The following is an 18,722-nucleotide window of genomic DNA, read 5'->3' as shown; positions in this document are numbered from 1 at the left end:
GATTGCAACAATAACAATCCTGTATAACTTGTGGTGAATCATGTCCCTCATCAATTACGTCACCAAGATCCAGTTCGGCTACGACAGCCTGGAGCATCTGGCCGCCGAGGCCGAGCGCGCCGGCATCACCCGGCCACTGATCGTCACGGACATTGGCGTGCGCAATGCCGGCATCGTCGACAAAGTCATCGCCGCCCTCGGTGGTAGCCTCACGCCGACGATTTTCGACGCCACCCCACCCAATCCCAACGAACACGCCGTGCGCGAAGCCGTCGCGCAATACCGCTTCGGCGAGTGCAACGGCATCATTGCGGTCGGCGGCGGTTCTTCCATCGATCTGGCCAAAGGCGTCGCGGTCTGCGCGACCCACGACGGCCCGCTGCAAAGCTTTGCGGTGATCGAAGGCGGGCTGGATCGCATCACCTCGGCAACCGCGCCGTTGATCGCGATTCCGACCACCGCCGGCACCGGCAGCGAAGTCGGGCGCGGCGCCATCCTGATTCTCGACGACGGCCGCAAAGTCGGCGTCATCTCACCTTTTGTGGTGCCGCGCGTGGCCATCTGCGACCCGGAACTGACCTTGGGCCTGCCACCGATGCTCACCGCCGCCACCGGCATGGACGCCATCGCGCACTGCATCGAAACCTTCATGGCGCCGGCCTTCAACCCCGCCGCCGATGGCATTGCCCTTGATGGCCTGTGGCGTGCCTGGGAACACATCGAGCGCGCCACCACCGAGCCCGGTGACCGCGAAGCGCGGATGAACATGATGAGCGCGTCGATGCAAGGCGCCCTCGCGTTCCAGAAAGGCCTGGGCTGCGTGCACAGCCTGTCCCACGCCTTGGGCGGGATCAATCCGAAGCTGCACCACGGCACGTTGAACGCGATCTTTCTGCCGGCCGTCGTCGACTTCAATGCCAACGCCCCGACCGTGCGTGACGAGCGCAAACTCGAACGACTGCGCCACGCCATGGGCCTTGAGGCCGGTGCCGATATCGGCGTCGCCATCGAGGACATGACCCGCCGCCTCGGCCTGCCGACCCGCCTGAGCGAGATCGGGGTCGATGAGAGCCTGTTTGCCGGGATCATCGAAGGAGCCCTGCACGATCACAGCCACAAGACCAACCCCCGCGAAGCCTCTTCTGCGGACTACCGGTCGATGCTCGAACAATCGCTGTAAGCAGCCGCTATCCAACAACAATAAATCAGGAGGCAACCGCGGCGTCGAACTCCCCCGAGCATCGACGCCAGCGGAACAATCATGAAGCCCACCGTCCTTATCGAACGGCAAGCGTCCATTGCCATCGTCACCCTCAGCCACCCAGGGAAAATGAATGCCCTGACCCTGTCCATGTGGCAGGACCTGGGTGATGTCATGACCGAACTGTCCGCTGACACCTCCGTGCGCTGCGTAGTATTGCGCGGCGCTGGAGAACAGGCGTTTGCCGCCGGCGCGGATGTCAGCGAATTCCCGAGCGTGCGCGCCAATCAGGCCCAGGCCCGGCACTACGCCGAAATCACCTCGGCGGCGATGCGCGCCGTGGTGGAATGCCCGCACCCGGTGATCGCCATGATCCACGGCGTGTGCGTCGGCGGAGGCCTGGAAATCGCCGCGTTGTGCGACCTGCGCATCTGCGGCACCTCCAGCCGTTTCGGCGCGCCGGTCGGCAAGCTCGGGCTGGTCATGTCCTATGACGAGATGGCCGGTCTGGTGGCGCTGGCCGGACGTTCGACGACCCTGGAGATTCTGCTGGAAGGTCGCATTCTCGACGCCAACGACGCCTACGTGAAAAACCTCGTGACCCGGATTGTGCCGGATGCCGAGGTCGAGTCCGAAACCCTCGCCACCGCCAAACGCATCACCCAAGGCGCGCCGCTGGTCGCCCGCTGGCATCGTCAGGCTGCGCGGCAACTTGAAGCGGGCGTAGCCCCCACCGCCGAGCAGATCGACGCGAGTTATTCCTGCTACGACACCGACGATTTCCAGATCGGCCTGAACGCGTTCATCGCCAAAGCCAAACCACAATTCGAGGGCAAATAACATGGGACCGCTGACAGGCATGCGCGTTGTAGAACTGGCTCACATCATGTCCGGACCGGTGTGCGGAATGATGCTCGCCGACATGGGCGCGGACGTGGTGAAGGTCGAGAAAGTCCCGGACGGTGATGATTCGCGCCGCTTCTCGCCGATCATGGAAAGCGGTGAATCCGCCTCGTTCATGGTGGTCAACCGCAACAAGCGCGGTATTGGCCTGAACCTGAAAACCGACGGCGGCCGCGATGTGCTGCGTCGGCTGTTGCTGGATGCGGATGTGGTCACGGAAAACTACCGGGCCGGCACCATGGAGAAATTCGGCCTGGGCTATGAAGCGCTGAAGGAGATCAACCCAGGGCTGATTTACTGCGCGATCTCCGGCTACGGGCGCAGCGGGCCGTTCGGTGAAAAAGGTGGCTTCGACCTGATCGCCCAAGGCATGAGCGGCATGATGAGCATGACCGGTGAAGCCGGGCGTGAGCCGGTCAAGGCTGGCTCGCCAGTGGCCGACATCAACTCCGGCATTCTCGCCGCCCTCGGCATCTGCGCCGCTTACGCTGCCAAACAGAAAACCGGCCTCGGGCAAATGGTCGACACCTCGCTGTTCGAGGCCGGCCTGCAACAGATGTATTGGCCAGCAGCGGCCTACTTCGCCGACGGCACCATCCTGCCGAAAATGGGTTCGGCCAACTCCACCAGCGCGCCGTACCAGGTGTTCCGCACCGCCGATGGCTGGATCAACATCGGCGCCGCCAACCAGGCCAACTACGAACGCTTGGTCGAAGCCCTGGCCGTGCCGCAACTGAAAGCCGATCCACGTTTCGCCAGCAACGCTTTGCGCATGGAGCATCGCCTGGCGCTGGTGGACATCCTCAACGAAGTGCTGGTCGCGCGCACCACGGATGAATGGATGGTGTTGTTCGACAGCCTCGGCCTGCCTGCCGGGCCAGTCCTGGACATCGCCGCGGCGCTGGCCCATCCGCAAACCATCGCACGCGGCATGGTGGTCGAAACCGAACACCCTACCGAGGGCAAAGTGCGCGGCATGGGTCTGCCGATTCACTTCTCCGACATGGACAACGGCGCAGCGCCGGCCAGCCGCCATGCGCCGCTGCTCGGCGAACACACTCGCGAAGTGCTGAAGGAAAGCGGGTATGCGGACGATGAAATCGACGAGCTGATTAAAAGCAAAGCCGTGGTGGCATTGGCATAACCCACAACCCTGTGGGAGCGAGCTTGCTCGCGATGAGGCCGTGTCAGGCGACATAAGTATTGACTTATACGCCGCCATCGCGAGCAAGCTCGCTCCCACAAGGGGTAGTGGCGCTTAACCGATCCGCAGTTTTTTGAACAACTACAAAAACAATAAGGTGAACATCATGAGCCGTATCTTGACCGAGACTGTCAGCCGCCGATCATTCCTGGTATCGGCCGGCGTCACCGTGGGTGGCGCCTTCGCCGCCAACCTGCTGCCGTCCAGCGTCTTCGCCGCGACCAAACCGATTGTGTTGCGCTACACCAGCAGCCTGCCCGACACCCATCCGCTGAACAAACAGATGAAGGCGGCGTCCGAAGCGATCAAGGCTGAAACCAACGGTGCCGTGGACCTGCAGGTGTACGCCAACGGCGCCATGGGTGGCGACACGGACATGCTGTCCCAGGTGCGCGCCGGGGCCATCGATTTCATTCCCTTGCCGGGCGCGATTCTTTCCACCCTGGTGCCGGCCATGTCGATTGAAAGCATGCCGTTCGCGTTCAAGGACTACGAGAGTGTCTGGGCCGCGCTGGACGGCAAGCTCGGCGAGTACGTGCGCGCCAAGACCGAGAAGGTCGGCCTGATCCCGATGGAAAAAGTCTGGAACAACGGCTTCCGCCAGATCACCAGCTCGACGCGGCCGATCAACACGCCGCAAGACCTCGCCGGCTTCAAACTGCGCGTGCTGGTCAGCCCGTTGTGGACCTCGATGTTCAGCGCCCTCGGCGCCTCTCCGACCGGCATCAGCATCAACGAAACCTATTCGGCGTTGCAGACCAAAGTCGTCGACGGCCAGGAAAACCCGTTGGTGGTGGTCGAATCCGCACGCTTCTATGAAGTGCAGAAATACTGCTCCATGACCGACCACATCTGGGGCGGTTTCTGGATCGTCGCTTCGGGCAAGACCTTTCCCAAACTGCCCGCCGATATTCAGGAAATCGTCTCGCGCCAGATCAACGCCGCGGCACTCGTTCAGCGTCAACAAGTCATCGACCTCAACACCAGCCTGGAGCCGTCCCTGACCGCCCACGGCATTACGTTCAACAAAGTCGACCGCTCACTGTTCCGCGCCGACCTGCAATCGAAAGGCTTCTACACCCAATGGAAAGACAAGTACGGCCCGGAAGCCTGGAGCTTGCTCGAGCAGTACGCGGGTCAATTGTCCTAAGCCGGAGACCAGGTCATGAAAAACCAAATACCAATGACGGACGTTGCTCCCGCTGATGGACTCAGCCCGCGCCAAACCACTTTTCGTCTCGGTCGCGCCCTCGACACCGGGTTGCGCTGGCTGACCGAAGGCAGCGCGGCGTTGCTGGTGGTGGTCGAAGTCAGCCTGCTGTTCTGCAACGTGTTCTCGCGCTACGTGCTCAACCAGCCGATTGTCTGGGGTGACGAACTGGCCTCGCTGCTGTTTCTGTGGCTGGCGATGCTCGGCTCGGTGGTGGCGATGCGGCGCGGCGAGCACATGCGCCTCACCTCGTTTATTGGGCGCTTGCCGCTTGAGAAACGCGCCTTTATCGACACCTTGGGCGCGGTGATCGTCATCGCGTTTATCGGGCTGTTGTTCACCCCGGCCTGGGAGTACGTCAGCGACGAGTGGATCATCACCACCGCCGCGCTCGAAATCCCCAACGCGTTTCGCGTGTCCGCCATCGCCGTCGGCCTGAGCCTGATGTTGATGACCTGTGTCGCCCGCCTGCTGGTCAGCGCGCGGCTGATCGACTTCTCGGTGTCGGTGGCGATGCTGGGCTCCCTGGCGGCGCTGTTGTGGGTGGCGGAAGGCCCGCTGTTACTGATCGGCAACTGGAACCTGATCGTATTCTTCATGATTGGCGTGATGGCGATGATCGTCATCGGCGTACCGATAATGGTCGCGTTCGGCCTGGCCACCGTGGCGTATCTGTCGACCATGACCGCCACGCCGCTGACCCTGGTGGTCGGGCGCATGGACGAAGGCATGGCGAGCCTGATCCTGCTGGCCATTCCGCTGTTTGTGTTCCTCGGTGCCTTGATCGAAGCCATGGGCATGGCCCGGGCGATGATCCGTTTCCTGTGCTCGTTGATCGGTCATGTGCGCGGCGGTCTGTCGTATGTGCTGATCGGCGCTATTTATCTGATCTCGGGGATTTCCGGTTCGAAAGCGGCCGACATGGCCGCCATCGCCCCGGCGTTGTTTCCGGAAATGAAGAAACGCGGCGAGGATGAAAACGAACTGGTGGCGATGCTCAATGCGTCCGGTGCGATGTCGGAAACCATTCCGCCGAGCCTGGTGCTGATCACCATCGGTTCGGTGACCGGCGTGTCGATTTCGGCGCTGTTCACCGGAGGGTTCATGCCGGCGGTGGTGGGTGCAATCGCCATGGCGGTGGTGATCTGGTGGAAAAACCGCAAAGGCGAAGCCTCCACCGGCAAACGCGCCACGGGCAAGGAAATCGGCCACTCGTTGCTGGTGGCATTGCCGGCGCTGGCCCTGCCCTTCGTGATCCGCACCGCCGTGGTCGAAGGGGTCGCCACCGCCACCGAAGTCGCCGCCATTGGCGTGGCCTACACCTTTATCGTCGGGTTGCTGTGCTATCGCTGCTTTGACTGGCGCCGGCTCTATCCGATCCTGGTCAGCACCGCGTCGTTGTCCGGCGCGATTCTGATCATCATTGGCAGCGCAACGGCCATGGCCTGGGCGCTGACCCAGTCGGGCTTCTCCCATCAACTGGCGCTGGTAATGTCGACGGTGCCGGGCGGCGCCATGGGTTTCCTGATCATCTCGGCGGTGGCGTTCATTCTTCTCGGCAGTTTCCTCGAAGGTATTCCCGCCATTGTGCTGTTCGGGCCGCTGCTGTTTCCGATTGCCAAGACGATGGGCATCAACGACGTGCATTACGCCATGGTCGCGATCTTCGCCATGGGCCTGGGCTTGTTCGCGCCACCGTTTGGCGTGGGTTTCTACGCCGCGTGCGCCATCGCCAAGGTCGATCCCAGCGGCGCCATGCGCCGGGTCTGGCCGTACCTCGGCGCGCTCGTGGTGGCCCTGGGCGTGCTGATCGCCGTGCCATGGATTTCCATCGGTTTCCTGCCTAACGCCTGACTCATCCTTTGATATCCCGAGGTCTCTTATGAATTTCTCTACGCTGGAACCAGGCACCGCCACCGAACGCAAACTGCTCGTCGATCGGGAACGCACCATTTCGTTTTTGGGCGAGGACTTGCGCATCTACGCCACGCCGCGCCTGGTCGACGACATCGAACAGACCTGTCTCGACTATCTGCTGACCTTCCTCGATGAAGGCGAAAATACGGTCGGTGCGGCGGTCGATATCCGTCACGTCGGGGCCACGCTGTTGGGCATGTCGGTGAGCGTTGTCGCCACGGTCACGCGGATCGAGGGCCGCAGCGTCACCTTCAACATCGAAGTGCGCGACGACGTCGAGTTGGTGGCCACCGCCGCGCATACCCGGGTGGTGGTGAACGTCGCCAAATTGCGCAGCCGTGTCCTGGCCAAGGCTGAAGCCGCTGCCGCCGGAGAAGTCGAAGACGGCGTGCTCAGCCCTTCCCAATTCGCCGCCTCGCGCTAAGCCAAGGGACGCCCCCATGATCACGCTGCACGAACGCAATGGCTTGCCGAACCTTGCCGCTGAAGATGCGCTGCCGATTGTCGATGCTCACCATCACTTGTGGGACCTCGGCCAGGGTCGTTATCCGTGGTTGCAGGACGAGTATCACGAGGCGTTTTTTCTCGGCGACTATCACAGCCTGTGCCGTGATTTTTTGCCGGAGCACTTCCTCGCGCTGACCGAAAAGCAACGTTTGATCGGCACGGTACACGTCGAGGCCGAGCGGGCTCGCGATGAGCAAGTCGCCGAAACCCGCTGGCTGGAACAGGTGCACGCGCGCTACGGCTTCCCGAATGCCATCGTCGCCCACGCCTGGTTTGATCGCGAAGACAGCACCGAGATTCTCGCGGCCCAGGCTGCGCGTCCGCTGGTCAAAGGGATCCGCTCCAAACCGGTGACCTCGACCTCGCCGCTGGAGTCGGTTGCCGGGGCCAAGGGCACCATGCAGGACCCGAAATGGCTGGAAGGTTTCTCGCGGCTGGCTGAGCACGACCTGTCATGGGATCTGCGCGTGCCGCCGTGGCATCTGGCGGAAGCCGCCGAAGTGGCGGCGATGTTTCCGCAGATCCGCATCGCCCTGAACCACACCGGTTTCGCCTGGGATCGCAGCCCCTTGGGCATGGCGCGCTGGCGCGCAGGCCTGGAAGCGTTGGCGCTGCAGCCCAACGTGCATATCAAGCTGTCGGAGTTTGGCCTGAAGGATTCACCCTGGAACTACGACGACAATCGGGTAGTGGTGGTGACCGCGCTGGAGATCTTCGGCCCAGAGCGTTGCATGTTCGCCAGCAATTTCCCGGTCGCAGGGCTGCGCGCGTCCTACGACACGATTGCCAATGGCATGGCGGCGATGCTCGCGCCATTGGGCCGTAACGTGCAGGAAGCGGTGTTCGCCGGCAATGCCCAACGTTTTTATCGTCTGGAGCCACAGCATGGATGACTGGCGCGCACGCTTTCTGGCCAGCGGCGATGACGCGGACCTGCCCATCGTCGACGCCCATCAGCACTATTTCGATATCGAGGCCCATTACTACCCGTGGCTCAACGACCGGCCATTGCGCCCGTTTCGCTATGGCGATTACTCATCGATCTGTCGCACCTTTTTGCCCGAGGATTATCGTCGGCTGACCGGCCACCATCGCGTCGTGCAAACCGTGGTGATCGAGGGTGAATGGGACCCGGCAACCCCGGCCGACGAAGTGACGTTTGTCGAAGCGCTGGGGCAAAACGAACCCACTTTGGCAGCCATGGTCGGCCAGGTCTGGCTGGATCGCGAAGACGCACCCGAGCTTTTGCGCCTGTATGGCAATCACCCGCTGGTACGCGGCGTGCGCCACAAACCCACGGTCACTAGCCGTGAAGCCTGGCGCGAAGATTTCGTGGCGCCGGGCTCCATGCGCGATCCCCGTTGGCGCGAAGGCTATGCCCGATTGGCCGAAAACGGCCTGCACTTCGAGTTGCAGGCGCCGTGGTGGCATCTGCCGGAAGCCGCCGAACTGGCCAGGGACTTTCCCGACGTCACCCTCGTGGTCAATCACACCGCGCTGCCGGCGGATCGCTCGCCGGAAGGCTTGGCCGGTTGGCGCGACAACCTGGCGCTGCTGGCCCGCGAGCCGAACATCGCCCTGAAGATTTCCGGCATTTGCATCCCCGGCCAGGTGTGGCCCGTCGAAGCCAACCGCGTGGTGGTGAACGACGCGATTTCGATTGTCGGGGTCAGTCGCTGCGCCTTTGCCAGCAACTATCCGGTCGATGGCGTGGTGAACAGCCTGAGCGAAGTGTTCGACGGTTTCAAAACCATCGTCCGGGATCGCTCACGTGCGGATCGGCTCGCCCTGTTTCACGATAACGCCCGACGCATTTATCGGCTCATTTGATCCCCTGTTTTGAACAGCCCTTAAGGAGTTCCCATGTTTGAAGTTTCAGGCCACAACTACATCGCCGGCACTCGCTCGGCACAAGGTTCGAACACCGTGCAAAGCCACGACGCCAGCACCGGCGAAGCGCTGCCGTATCGGTTCCATCAGGCGACCGTGGAGGAAGTGAATGCGGCCGCCGAAGCGGCCGCCACGGCGTACCCGAACTTCCGTAACCTTTCAGCTGCCCGGCGTGCCGAGTTCCTTGAGGCCATCGCCACCGAACTCGACGCGCTGGATGACGTATTCATCGCCCTCGTGTGCCGGGAAACCGCCCTGCCCGCCGGGCGCATTCAAGGTGAACGGGCGCGCACCAGCGGCCAGATGCGCTTGTTCGCCACGGCGCTGCGTCGTGGTGATTTCTACGGTGCGCGCATCGACCGCGCACTGCCGAACCGGCAACCGTTGCCGCGTCCGGACTTGCGCCAGTACCGCACCGGCCTCGGTCCGGTTGCGGTGTTCGGTGCCAGCAACTTTCCGCTGGCCTTTTCCACCGCTGGCGGTGACACCGCGTCCGCCCTCGCCGCCGGTTGCCCGGTAGTGTTCAAGGCGCATAGCGGGCACATGGCTACCGCCGATTACGTTGCCGACACAATTACCCGCGCCGCACGCAAAACCGGTATGCCCGAGGGCGTGTTCAGCCTGCTTTACGGCAGCGTCGGCGAGGCGTTGGTCAAGCATCCGGCGATTCAGGCCGTAGGCTTTACCGGGTCGTTGCGCGGTGGCCGAGCCTTGTGCGACATGGCGGCGGCACGACCGCAGCCGATTCCGGTGTTCGCCGAGATGAGCAGCATCAACCCGGTGTTGCTGATGCCCGATGCGCTCAAGGCCCGGGGTGAAAAAATCGCCACTGAACTGGCGGCGTCCGTGGTCCTTGGCGCCGGCCAGTTCTGCACCAATCCCGGTTTGGTGCTGGGCATTCGTTCGCCGGAGTTCAGTGCTTTCCTCGAACGTTTTAGCGCGCTGATGGGCGAGCAAAACGCGCAGACGATGCTCAACACCGGCGCGTTGAAAAGCTATTGCCACGGTTTGGACAACCTTCATGCGCACGCCGGTATCACGCACTTGGCCGGTGCCGCGCAACAGGGCAATCAGGCGCGGCCGCAGTTGTTCAAGGCCGATGTCAGCCTGCTGGTTAACGGTGATGAGTTGCTGCAGGAAGAAGTCTTCGGTCCGACTACCATCGTGGTGGAAGTTGCCGATCACGCTGAATTACTTCAGGCGCTGCACGGTCTGCGCGGCCAGTTGACCGCGACCCTGATTGTCGAGGATTCGGAACTCACTACCCTGAGCGAAGTGCTGGCCCTGCTGGAACAGAAAGTCGGGCGTGTGCTGTTCAACGGTTATCCCACTGGCGTGGAAGTGTGCGATGCCATGGTGCACGGCGGGCCGTATCCGGCGACGTCGGATGCGCGCGGCACTTCGGTCGGGACATTGGCGATCGATCGTTTCCTGCGGCCGGTGTGCTACCAGAACTGCCCGGATGCTTTGTTGCCGGACGCACTGAAAAATGCGAACCCGCTGGGCATTGCCCGACTGGTTGACGGTGCCAGCAGTCGCGCTGCGCTGTAAGGCATTCAGATCAAGTAACCACTAACAACCCAGAGCAACTCCAGCGCCTGTTGAAAAACAGGCGTCGGACACGCTCGCCCAAAAAACCGCTGTAGCCATAAAAACAACAACAGAGGAACACCAATGAAAGTTCAACTTCACCCGACACTGCGCTTGTCCAAATTGATGTTGGCGCTCACCGCAGCCGTGCTGATCAACACAAGCATTTCCCAACTTGCGGTTGCCGAAACCGCCCCCACCGCGACGGCCGCGCCCATGCAATGTGCAACTGAAGCCACACCGCGCTACACCAAAACCCCCACCGGTTACCTCATGGTCCTGCGCATGGGCGACAACGCCTTCAAGGAACTGACCAAACTCGCCATCGCGGAAAAGATCCCGAGTGCGTCCATCAGCGGTATCGGCTTTGGCAACGTGAAGTTCGGTTTCTGGAACAAGGATAAAAAGGACTTCGACGCCAAAGTCTTCAGCAACGTCGAGATGGCCAGCATTACCGGTTCCGTGGCCTGGAAGAACGACCAGCCTTCGATCCATATGCACGGCGTCGCCGGTGACGCGACCTTTCAAGCCTATGGCGGCCACATCCTCGATTTCGACGTGACCACCGGTTCGATGGAAATCACTGTGATCGTGCACCCGCGACGTCTCGAACGCGGGATTGATCCGTGCATTGGCGCCAACGTCCTGGGTATCTGACTCCAGTTTCACGCTCCCGCAGGCTGCGGGAGCCACCCTCCTGAATTCGAATTACAAAAAAATAGGGGCGATTAGATGAGCAACAAAAGCACGGCTGTAACCCTCGCGTTGAGCGCCATTGCACTCAGCACCCAGGCACACGCGGATTTCCTGAGTGACAGCAAAGCCACGTTGGGGATGCGCAACTTCTACTTCAATAACGACAACCGCGATGGCACCGCCACACCGTCGAAAACCGAAGAGTGGGCGCAGGGTTTCATGCTCGATTACAAGTCGGGTTACACCGATGGCGTGGTGGGTTTTGGCGTGGATGCGCTGGGCCTGATGGGCGTTACGCTGGACAGCGGCAAGGGCCGGCACGTGGGCAGTTCGATGATTCCATCGGATACGGATAACAGCGCTGTCGATCAGTGGAGCCGGCTGGGCTTGACTGGCAAGGTCAAGGTCTCGAAAACCGAACTGCGCCTGGGCACGCTGATGCCCAAGTTGCCAATCCTGGTGTCCAACGACGGTCGCCTGCTGCCGCAAACCTTTGAAGGCGGGCAGATCACGTCGGGCGAGTTCAAGGAGCTGACCCTCACGGGCGGTCGAATCGAACACGCGACAGGCCGGGGCTCCAGCGACCAGACCGGGCTGGCGGCCACGGGCGGTACGCGGGAAAGCAATGCGTTCGACTTTGCGGGTGGCGACTGGAAAGTCACCAAGGACCTGACCGCGCAGTATTACTACGCCAACCTCGACAACTACTACACCCAACAGTTTTTTGGCCTGATCCACACCCTGGCGATTTCGGACGGTCAATCCCTCAAAACAGACCTGCGTTACTTCAAGACCGATTCGTCCGGGGCCAACGGTTCGGGCACTTCGGGCTACAAAATCAGTGGCTACACCGAGGGCGGTGATGGCGAGATCGACAACAAAACCTGGAGCGCCGCGCTGATCTACAGCCTCGGCGGCCATGGGATTACCGCTGGTTATCAAAGCGTGTCGAGTGGCAGTGGCTTCACCCAGCTCAATCAAGGCACCCTGCCGGACAAAGGTGCTGCCGGGGTCAGTCTGTATTTGTATACCGATCGCCTGATCCAGACGTTCACCCGCGCGGGCGAGCGCACGTCGTTCGGTCAGTACGCGTATGACTTTGCGGCACTGGGTGTGCCGGGGCTTAAAGCGTCGGTGATGTACCTGAGCGGCGACAACATCAAGACAATTTCTGGCGATAACCAGAAGGAATGGGAACGGGATATCAGCCTGGATTACGTCCTGCAGTCCGGCGCGCTGAAAGGGATCGGGTTTGGCTGGCGTAACGGCAAATCGAACAGCGAAGCCTCCCGCAACCAGGACCAGAACCGGCTGATCGTGAGCTACAGCATCCCGCTGCTGTAGGAGCAAGGCTTGCTCGCGAAGGTGTCTGTACATCCAAAATCAATGTGACTGACCCACCGCCTTCGCGAGCAAGCCCGCTCCCACATTGGATCTAGGGTGGACGCAGGATTTGTGATCACCCTCATCCCCTGTAGGAGCAAGGCTTGCCCGCGATAGCGTCCGCACATCCAAAATCAATGTGTCTGACCCACCGCCTTCGCGAGCAAGCTCGCTCCCACATTGGAGCTCGTGTGGATGCAAAACGTGTGATCACCCTCATCCCCTGTAGGAGCAAGGCTTGCCCGCGATAGCATCCGCACATTCAAAATCAATGTGACTGACCCACCGCCTTCGCGAGCAAGCTCGCTCCCACATTTAATTTCGGGTGGACGCAGGACTTGTGATCAGCCCCAGTCTCCTGTGGGAGCGGGCCCCTGCCCTGCACCGACCGTTTCAGCGATAACGTGCGGCTGCCGTGGAATGACCGAACGAACCACTCAACACCTGACGCTGTGCTTCGTATGCATCCCACTTCTCACCTTCATGCAAACCGGGAATGGTCACCACTTCGCCCTGCGCCAACCCGGCCAGCGCGGCATCGACCATGTCTTGGGCCGACATCACGATCTCTTGCGGCAGGTTTTCCACCGGGTTGCCGGCCTCGCTCCAGAAGTCAGTCGCGGTGGCGCCGGGCAATACCGCCTGGATGCGAATGCCCTTGTCGGCCAGTTCGTGGTGCATGGACTGGCTCAAGCCCAGTACAAAGGCCTTGGTCCCGCCGTACACGCCGTTAAGGATTTCCGGGGCGATGGCAACAATTGAGGAAATGTTGATCACGGTCCCGGCGCCACGGGCCACGAAACCCGGTACCACGGCGTAGGCCAGACGCATCAGCGCGGTGACGTTGAGGGTGATCATGTCTTCCATGTCGTCCACCGGGCTGCCCAGCAGCGGCATGACCCCACCGACCCCGGCGTTGTTGACCAGTAAGGTGATGCTGGCGTCGGTGCGCAGGATGTTTTCCACCCGCAGCAGGTCGGTTTTGTCTTTCAGGTCGGCGGCGACCACTTCCACGGCGCGCCCGGTTTCATTGCTCAAATGGTTGGCCAGGGCGTTTAATTTACTTTGGCTGCGGGCGACCAGAATCAGGTCGTAGCCTTGCCGGGCGAGACGGTCGGCGTAGACCGCGCCGATGCCGGAAGAAGCGCCAGTAATCAGGGCGGTGCCTTTGGATGAAAGTGCCATGTCGCGTTTCCTTCACAGTGAGGGCGATAAGCTCGCCGGGTGTGAACAGTTATAAAGGGAATGACACACGTCTCAAATGACGTTTAAAGTACGTTTTCAGGACATGACCTTTTTGAGGACCTTTCGATGACTTCCGTGGCGTTTGTGGTGTTCGAAGGCTTCCAGTCCATGGCGCTGGCGGCCATGCCGGTGTTTGAGTACGCCAATTTCAGTGCCGGTGAAACCTTGTATGAAGTCAGCGTATTGTCCGAAGATGGCCGCACGTTGCGCGCGTCCGGTGGATTGAGCGTCGGCACGGAAGCGTTCGATGAGCGGGTGTTCGACACCGTGATTGTGGTGGGTGGCGATGCCATCCTCGAGCAGGCACCCGATGCGGTGCTGACGTATGTGCGCGACAGCCTGAAAACCGCGCGGCGCACGGCGTCGATTTGCTCCGGGGCGTTCGTGCTGGCCCAGGCCGGATTGCTTGAGGGCCGCCGCGCCACCACCCATTGGGCGTATGCCCGGGAGTTGCAAGCGCGGTTTCCGACGATCAAGGTCGAGGAAGACCGGATCTTTGTCATCGACGGCTCGATCTGGACTTCGGCGGGCATGACCGCCGGTATCGACCTGGCGCTGGCCATGGTCGAAAAGGACCACGGCGCCGAACTGGCCAGGTCCGTGGCGCAGAAACTGGTGATGTACCACCGCCGCGCAGGCGGTCAGTCGCAGCATTCGGCGTTGCTGGAACTGGAGCCGAAATCCGACCGCATCCAGACCGTGCTCGGTTATGCCCGGGAACACCTGGCGTCAGCGCTGTCGGTAGAACAACTGGCGGATGTCGCACGGCTCAGTCCACGGCAATTCAGCCGGGCGTTTCGTGCCGAAACCGGGCAATCGCCGGCCAAAGCCATTGAAAACCTGCGCCTGGAAGCGGCGCGGCAGATGCTGGAACGGGGACGATTGACGCTGGATCAGATTGCCGAGGAAAGCGGTTTCAGTGATCGGCGACGGATGCGGGAAGCGTTTTTGCGCGCGTTTGGGCAACCGCCGCAAGTCATCAGGCGCAATGCCAGATCGGCGTAATCACGGCGCCCCACATTTTGTGGCGAGCGAGAACCCTGTGGGAGCGGGCTTGCTCGCGAAGGCGTCGTGTCAGATAACATCTCCATCAACTGACACACCGCTTTCGCGAGCAAGCCCGCTCCCACAGGGTTCTCGCTCGCCACAAGTGGATCATCGACTCAATACGGTATCTACACTGGATATAAGCACTGTGTGGAGCTAGCCATGAACATCTCACCCAAACTGGCATTTTTCGCCGTCGTGTCCACCCTCGCCTACCTTGGCCTGGCGGTATGGGGGTTGGGCGGGCTTGCGGCGTTCTTTGCCCATGGCTCGCTGGTGGTGGTGGCGTTGGCGACCGTGGTGATGGCAATTGCCTCGCTGTTTACCGAGGTCAACCTGAGTTCCGGTGAACGGGAAGACCGGGCCAATCGCTGGGTGCTGCCAGTGTTCGGGATCATCGGACTGCTCAGCGGGTATTTGCCAGCCTACTCCGACCGCATCGACTTCTGGACCTTTGGCGGCGAAGGCATGCGCTGGCTCGGCGCGTTGCTGTTCATCCTCGGCGGTGCCTTGCGATTGTGGCCGGTGTTCGTGCTGGGCAAGCGCTTCAGTGGGCTGGTGGCGATTCAGCCGGGGCACACGCTGGTGACCGACGGGATTTACCGCACCTTGCGCAATCCCAGTTACCTGGGGCTGATGGTCATTGGCATTGGCTGGGCGCTGGCGTTTCGTTCGGGGGTGGGGCTGATTCTGGCGGCGTTGACGTTAATTCCGTTGATTGCGCGGATTCGTTCGGAAGAGGCGCTGTTGCGGACGCAGTTTGGCCAGGAATATGAGGACTATTGCGGCAAGACCTGGCGGCTTATCCCCGGAATCTACTGACTCACCATCAATCAATGTGGGAGCGGGCTTGCTCGCGAAGGCGTCGTGCCAGTCACCATTGATAGTGGCTGACCCTCCGCCTTCGCGAGCAAGCCCGCTCCCACAGGGGGGATTGGGGTTAATCAGAGGGAATGCAGGCGGATCCGGTTGTCGGGATCTACTCGGACTTCGACCAAATCGTAGTCTGCCAATGTGTCGTGCGGCGTCTCGATCGGATGATCATGGGTCGACGTAATCACAAGCAAATCAGCCTCCGCCGCTTCCGCCGCTTGAATCCCCACGGTGGCGTCTTCAAAAATCAGGCACTCCGTCACTTCAAAGCCCAGCCGACGGGCAGCCAGTCGATAGCCGGCCGGGTCCGGTTTACCGGCCGTGACTTCTTCGGCCGTCACCATCACCGCAGGCTCGGGAATCCCCGCCGCCGCCATGCGCCGCAACGCCAAAGCCCGCGGCGCCGACGTGACAATCGCCCAGCGGTCAGCCGGCAGCGACTTCAAGAATTGCGCCGCGCCGACGACCTCGACAATCCCTTCCACATCCTCGATTTCCGCCTCGGTGATAAACGCCGCTTCCGCCTCGGCATCTATGCCCGGCAAGCCTTGGCGATTGATCGTGTCAATGGCTCGAGCGCCATGGATAGTCGGCAGGAATTTCGCCACATCAATCCCGTGGCGCAGGGCCCAGGCGGTCCAGATGCGCTCGGCGGCGGCGATGGAGTTGAGGACGGTGCCGTCCATGTCGAACAGAAAGGCGCGGTATGGCGCGTTGAAAACGGATTTTTGAGCAGGCAAAAGACAGCTTCCTATCGCAAGGGGCCAGGCGGGTACGTCGGGCAATGTAGCATTTGCGCAGCGTTGAGCGCAGCGGCCTCAATCAGCCGCTTTCGACTTCAGGGCCCCTTCCACGCAATCCAGCAACTGCCCCAACGCCCAGGGTTTCTTGATAAAGGAAACCGCATGCCGCACCCCGGCGCTTTCCGGGGTTTCGAAGCCCGACATGATCATGATCGGCTTGTCAGGCCAGCGATCACCGAACTCGTTGGCCAAGTCCGCGCCGTTGCGTTTGCCGGGCATGGTGATGTCCGTGAGCAACAGCCGGACCTTGCCCGCGTGTTCTTCCAGGTAAAGCGTTGCCGCATCGGCGCTGATTTGCGGCTGCACGACAAAACCTTCTTCCTGAAGAATTTCGCAGAGAAACTCCAGAATCAGCGGGTCGTCCTCCACCACCAGAATCAAGCCGCCAGGTAACGACTTGCCCGCCATTGTTATTGGATTCATGACCCGACCACTCCCTGATTGCATAAATGATTTTGCAGCTCAAATCCGCCACCTATCAGGTATGAGCGACTGACCGGGCCAAAATTCATTTTTGATACAACCAGAGTTGAAATCAGGCGTCCTGCAGGATCAGATCCGCGCCCTTCTCGGCCACCATCAACACAGCGGCGTGGGTATTGCCGCTGGTCACGTTGGGGAAAATCGACGCATCGACAATGCGCAATCCATCAATTCCGTGAACCTTCAACCGCTTGTCGACCACCGAGCGCTGGTCATCCGCGCCCATCGCGCAGGAACCGCACAGGTGATAGATCGAACCGCTGTTTTCGCGAAAGTACTGCAACATCTGTTCGTCGCTTTCGACCACGGGGCCCGGCAACACCTCGGCGACGGTGATGCCCTTGAGCGCCGGGGCCTGCATGATCTTGCGCATCAGCCGACTGCCCTGGATCACCTCGTCGATGTCCTTTTGCGTGCTCAGGTAGTTCGGGTCGATCAACGCCGCGTCCCGGGGGTCTTTCGAGGCAATCTCGATATGCCCGCGACTGGTGGGCCGGCACGGGTTGAAGCACAGCAGGAAGCCTGAATACGGCTCGGGCTTGAGGCTGGCCTTATTGTTCTTCGGGATCTGGTACGACAGCGGGTTGAAGTACAACTGCAAGTTCGGATTGGCCTGGGTGTCATCACCGCGAAAGAAACCGCCGGCCTGGTTGACGCTCATGGCCAGCGCGCCTTTGCGGGTCAGCAGGTATTTGAGGCCGAGCTTGAACTGGCCGAACAGCGAACCGAGCTGATCGTTGAGGGTCGGGATGTTGGCCTTGTAGTAATAACTGGCGCACAGGTGATCCTGCAGATTCTGCCCCACCGCCGGCAGGTGTTTAACCAGCGGGATCTGGTGCCTGGCCAGCAACGCCTGATCGGCGACGCCGGACAATTGCAGAATCTTCGGCGTGTCCACGGCCCCGGCGCAGAGGATCACTTCCTTCTTCGCGGTGAAGGTGCGGACCACGCCGTGCTGGGTGACAGAAATCCCGGTCGCACGGTCGTTATCGAACAAGATGCGGTCTACCAGGGCGTAATGCTCCACCGTCAGGTTCGGCCGACTCAGGGCCGGGTGCAGATGCGCGAAGCTGCTGGAACTGCGCTGGCCGTCCTTGGTGTTGACGTCGTAGATGCCCGAGCCTTCGAATTTCGGGCCGTTGAAGTCGTCGCTGTGGGGATAGCCGAGTTCGTCGCAGCCCTTGAGGAACACGTCGCAGATCGGGTGAGTCTGGCCTTTCATCGGGGTGATGCTGATCGGTCCGCTGCCGCCATGGTATTCGCTGTCGCCCAGCGGATGGTTTTCCAGTTTGCGGAAGTACGGCAGCACGTCCTTGAAGCCCCAGCCGTCGTTACCGCTGGCGGCCCAATCGTCGAAGTCATGGGCCTGGCCACGCACGTAGACCATGGCGTTGATCGACCCCGATCCGCCCTGGACTTTGCCGCGCGGGGCATAGATTTCCCGGTTGTTGAGCTGCTTTTGCGGCTGGCTGTAGTACATCCAGTTGAAGGTCGGGTTGTAATACATTTTGGCGAAGCCGACCGGGATCTTGAACCACAGGGAACTGTCCTTGCCGCCCGCTTCCAGCAGCAACACCGAGTACTTGCCCGAGGCCGTGAGGCGATTGGCGAGGATGCAGCCGGCGGCGCCTGCGCCAGCGATGATGTAGTCGTATGTCATGCACGGTTACCGCGTAAGTCGTTATCCAAAAAACTGCGCGCCTCCCCCCGTAGGAGCTGTCGAGTGCAACGAGGCTGCGATCTTTTGATCTTGCTTTTTAAAAAATCAAA

General features: G+C 61.3%; 17 protein-coding genes. 13 read left to right on the top strand and 4 right to left on the bottom strand.

Annotated features, from left to right (window positions below; all coding sequences use genetic code 11):
* Window positions 1-40: 40 nt before the first annotated feature.
* The 11 genes from HB680_RS13160 (at window position 41) to HB680_RS13110 (ending at window position 12,462) form a co-directional block, all read left to right on the top strand.
* Entirely contained in the window at window positions 41-1,180 is a 1,140-nt protein-coding gene (locus HB680_RS13160) for an iron-containing alcohol dehydrogenase (protein ID WP_213939063.1), read from the top strand.
* Window positions 1,181-1,261: 81 nt separating this feature from the next.
* Entirely contained in the window at window positions 1,262-2,041 is a 780-nt protein-coding gene (locus tag HB680_RS13155; protein ID WP_213939062.1) for an enoyl-CoA hydratase-related protein, read from the top strand.
* Window position 2,042: 1 nt separating this feature from the next.
* A complete protein-coding gene (locus HB680_RS13150) occupies window positions 2,043-3,248 on the top strand; it encodes a CoA transferase (RefSeq protein ID WP_213939061.1) in 1,206 nt (401 codons plus the stop codon).
* A 166-nt stretch (window positions 3,249-3,414) separates the two neighbouring features.
* Window positions 3,415-4,458 carry a TRAP transporter substrate-binding protein gene (locus tag HB680_RS13145; protein WP_054615211.1) on the top strand — a complete coding sequence of 348 codons (1,044 nt, stop codon included), beginning with the start codon at window positions 3,415-3,417 and terminating at the stop codon, window positions 4,456-4,458.
* A 15-nt stretch (window positions 4,459-4,473) separates the two neighbouring features.
* The gene (locus HB680_RS13140) at window positions 4,474-6,372 is read left to right on the top strand and encodes a TRAP transporter large permease subunit (protein ID WP_213939060.1); all 1,899 of its coding nucleotides are present in this window, start codon (window positions 4,474-4,476) and stop codon (window positions 6,370-6,372) included.
* Between the two features lie 28 nt (window positions 6,373-6,400).
* Window positions 6,401-6,859 carry a thioesterase family protein gene (locus HB680_RS13135; RefSeq protein WP_213939059.1) on the top strand — a complete coding sequence of 153 codons (459 nt, stop codon included), beginning with the start codon at window positions 6,401-6,403 and terminating at the stop codon, window positions 6,857-6,859.
* A gap of 16 nt (window positions 6,860-6,875) precedes the next feature.
* Window positions 6,876-7,835, top strand: coding sequence for an amidohydrolase family protein (locus HB680_RS13130; RefSeq protein WP_213939058.1), 960 nt, complete (start codon window positions 6,876-6,878; stop codon window positions 7,833-7,835).
* On the top strand, window positions 7,828-8,772 hold the full coding sequence (locus HB680_RS13125; protein ID WP_213939057.1) for an amidohydrolase family protein: 945 nt from the start codon (window positions 7,828-7,830) through the stop codon (window positions 8,770-8,772). Before HB680_RS13130 ends, HB680_RS13125 begins: the two co-directional genes overlap by 8 nt.
* 33 nt (window positions 8,773-8,805) lie before the next feature.
* A complete protein-coding gene (locus HB680_RS13120) occupies window positions 8,806-10,383 on the top strand; it encodes an aldehyde dehydrogenase (NADP(+)) (RefSeq protein ID WP_213939056.1) in 1,578 nt (525 codons plus the stop codon).
* A gap of 123 nt (window positions 10,384-10,506) precedes the next feature.
* Complete coding sequence (locus tag HB680_RS13115; RefSeq protein ID WP_213939055.1) at window positions 10,507-11,079, top strand: PPC domain-containing DNA-binding protein; 573 nt, start codon at window positions 10,507-10,509, stop codon at window positions 11,077-11,079.
* 75 nt (window positions 11,080-11,154) lie between these two features.
* The gene (locus HB680_RS13110; protein WP_213939054.1) at window positions 11,155-12,462 is read left to right on the top strand and encodes an OprD family porin; all 1,308 of its coding nucleotides are present in this window, start codon (window positions 11,155-11,157) and stop codon (window positions 12,460-12,462) included.
* A 432-nt stretch (window positions 12,463-12,894) separates the two neighbouring features.
* On the opposite strand, the gene HB680_RS13105 is transcribed toward HB680_RS13110, so the two are convergent.
* Entirely contained in the window at window positions 12,895-13,686 is a 792-nt protein-coding gene (locus HB680_RS13105) for an SDR family oxidoreductase (RefSeq protein WP_213939053.1), read from the bottom strand.
* Between the two features lie 126 nt (window positions 13,687-13,812).
* Between HB680_RS13105 and HB680_RS13100 the strand changes: the two genes are divergently transcribed.
* Together HB680_RS13100 and HB680_RS13095 are read left to right on the top strand one after the other, a co-directional pair.
* Window positions 13,813-14,751: a GlxA family transcriptional regulator gene (locus tag HB680_RS13100; RefSeq protein ID WP_213939052.1), complete on the top strand. Its 939-nt coding sequence runs from the start codon at window positions 13,813-13,815 to the stop codon at window positions 14,749-14,751.
* A gap of 204 nt (window positions 14,752-14,955) precedes the next feature.
* The gene (locus tag HB680_RS13095; protein ID WP_213939051.1) at window positions 14,956-15,615 is read left to right on the top strand and encodes an isoprenylcysteine carboxylmethyltransferase family protein; all 660 of its coding nucleotides are present in this window, start codon (window positions 14,956-14,958) and stop codon (window positions 15,613-15,615) included.
* A gap of 122 nt (window positions 15,616-15,737) precedes the next feature.
* Here HB680_RS13095 and HB680_RS13090 read toward each other — a convergent pair whose 3' ends face one another.
* The 3 genes from HB680_RS13090 to HB680_RS13080 form a co-directional block, all read right to left on the bottom strand.
* The gene (locus tag HB680_RS13090) at window positions 15,738-16,406 is read right to left on the bottom strand and encodes an HAD-IA family hydrolase (protein ID WP_213939050.1); all 669 of its coding nucleotides are present in this window, start codon (window positions 16,404-16,406) and stop codon (window positions 15,738-15,740) included.
* Between the two features lie 78 nt (window positions 16,407-16,484).
* Entirely contained in the window at window positions 16,485-16,892 is a 408-nt protein-coding gene (locus HB680_RS13085) for a response regulator (protein ID WP_213939049.1), read from the bottom strand.
* Window positions 16,893-17,004: 112 nt separating this feature from the next.
* Window positions 17,005-18,612, bottom strand: coding sequence for a GMC family oxidoreductase N-terminal domain-containing protein (locus tag HB680_RS13080; RefSeq protein ID WP_213939048.1), 1,608 nt, complete (start codon window positions 18,610-18,612; stop codon window positions 17,005-17,007).
* Between the last annotated feature and the right edge of the window lie 110 nt (window positions 18,613-18,722).

This window comes from Pseudomonas sp. dw_612, assembly GCF_018449725.1.
In the GTDB taxonomy this organism is placed as follows: Bacteria; Pseudomonadota; Gammaproteobacteria; order Pseudomonadales; family Pseudomonadaceae; genus Aquipseudomonas.
The sequence above is the reverse complement of the archived record's forward strand: the minus strand, read 5'-3'. Positions and strand labels throughout refer to the sequence as shown.

What these genes read in the sequence shown, in the direction of transcription:
- HB680_RS13160 (WP_213939063.1), top strand. Translation starts at nt 41, where the DNA reads ATGTCCCTCATCAATTACGTCACCAAGATCCAGTTCGGCTACGACAGC.
- HB680_RS13155 (WP_213939062.1), top strand. Translation starts at nt 1,262, where the DNA reads ATGAAGCCCACCGTCCTTATCGAACGGCAAGCGTCCATTGCCATCGTC.
- HB680_RS13150 (WP_213939061.1), top strand. Translation starts at nt 2,043, where the DNA reads ATGGGACCGCTGACAGGCATGCGCGTTGTAGAACTGGCTCACATCATG.
- HB680_RS13145 (WP_054615211.1), top strand. Translation starts at nt 3,415, where the DNA reads ATGAGCCGTATCTTGACCGAGACTGTCAGCCGCCGATCATTCCTGGTA.
- HB680_RS13140 (WP_213939060.1), top strand. Translation starts at nt 4,474, where the DNA reads ATGAAAAACCAAATACCAATGACGGACGTTGCTCCCGCTGATGGACTC.
- HB680_RS13135 (WP_213939059.1), top strand. Translation starts at nt 6,401, where the DNA reads ATGAATTTCTCTACGCTGGAACCAGGCACCGCCACCGAACGCAAACTG.
- HB680_RS13130 (WP_213939058.1), top strand. Translation starts at nt 6,876, where the DNA reads ATGATCACGCTGCACGAACGCAATGGCTTGCCGAACCTTGCCGCTGAA.
- HB680_RS13125 (WP_213939057.1), top strand. Translation starts at nt 7,828, where the DNA reads ATGGATGACTGGCGCGCACGCTTTCTGGCCAGCGGCGATGACGCGGAC.
- HB680_RS13120 (WP_213939056.1), top strand. Translation starts at nt 8,806, where the DNA reads ATGTTTGAAGTTTCAGGCCACAACTACATCGCCGGCACTCGCTCGGCA.
- HB680_RS13115 (WP_213939055.1), top strand. Translation starts at nt 10,507, where the DNA reads ATGAAAGTTCAACTTCACCCGACACTGCGCTTGTCCAAATTGATGTTG.
- HB680_RS13110 (WP_213939054.1), top strand. Translation starts at nt 11,155, where the DNA reads ATGAGCAACAAAAGCACGGCTGTAACCCTCGCGTTGAGCGCCATTGCA.
- HB680_RS13105 (WP_213939053.1), bottom strand. Translation starts at nt 13,686, where the DNA reads ATGGCACTTTCATCCAAAGGCACCGCCCTGATTACTGGCGCTTCTTCC.
- HB680_RS13100 (WP_213939052.1), top strand. Translation starts at nt 13,813, where the DNA reads ATGACTTCCGTGGCGTTTGTGGTGTTCGAAGGCTTCCAGTCCATGGCG.
- HB680_RS13095 (WP_213939051.1), top strand. Translation starts at nt 14,956, where the DNA reads ATGAACATCTCACCCAAACTGGCATTTTTCGCCGTCGTGTCCACCCTC.
- HB680_RS13085 (WP_213939049.1), bottom strand. Translation starts at nt 16,892, where the DNA reads ATGAATCCAATAACAATGGCGGGCAAGTCGTTACCTGGCGGCTTGATT.
- HB680_RS13080 (WP_213939048.1), bottom strand. Translation starts at nt 18,612, where the DNA reads ATGACATACGACTACATCATCGCTGGCGCAGGCGCCGCCGGCTGCATC.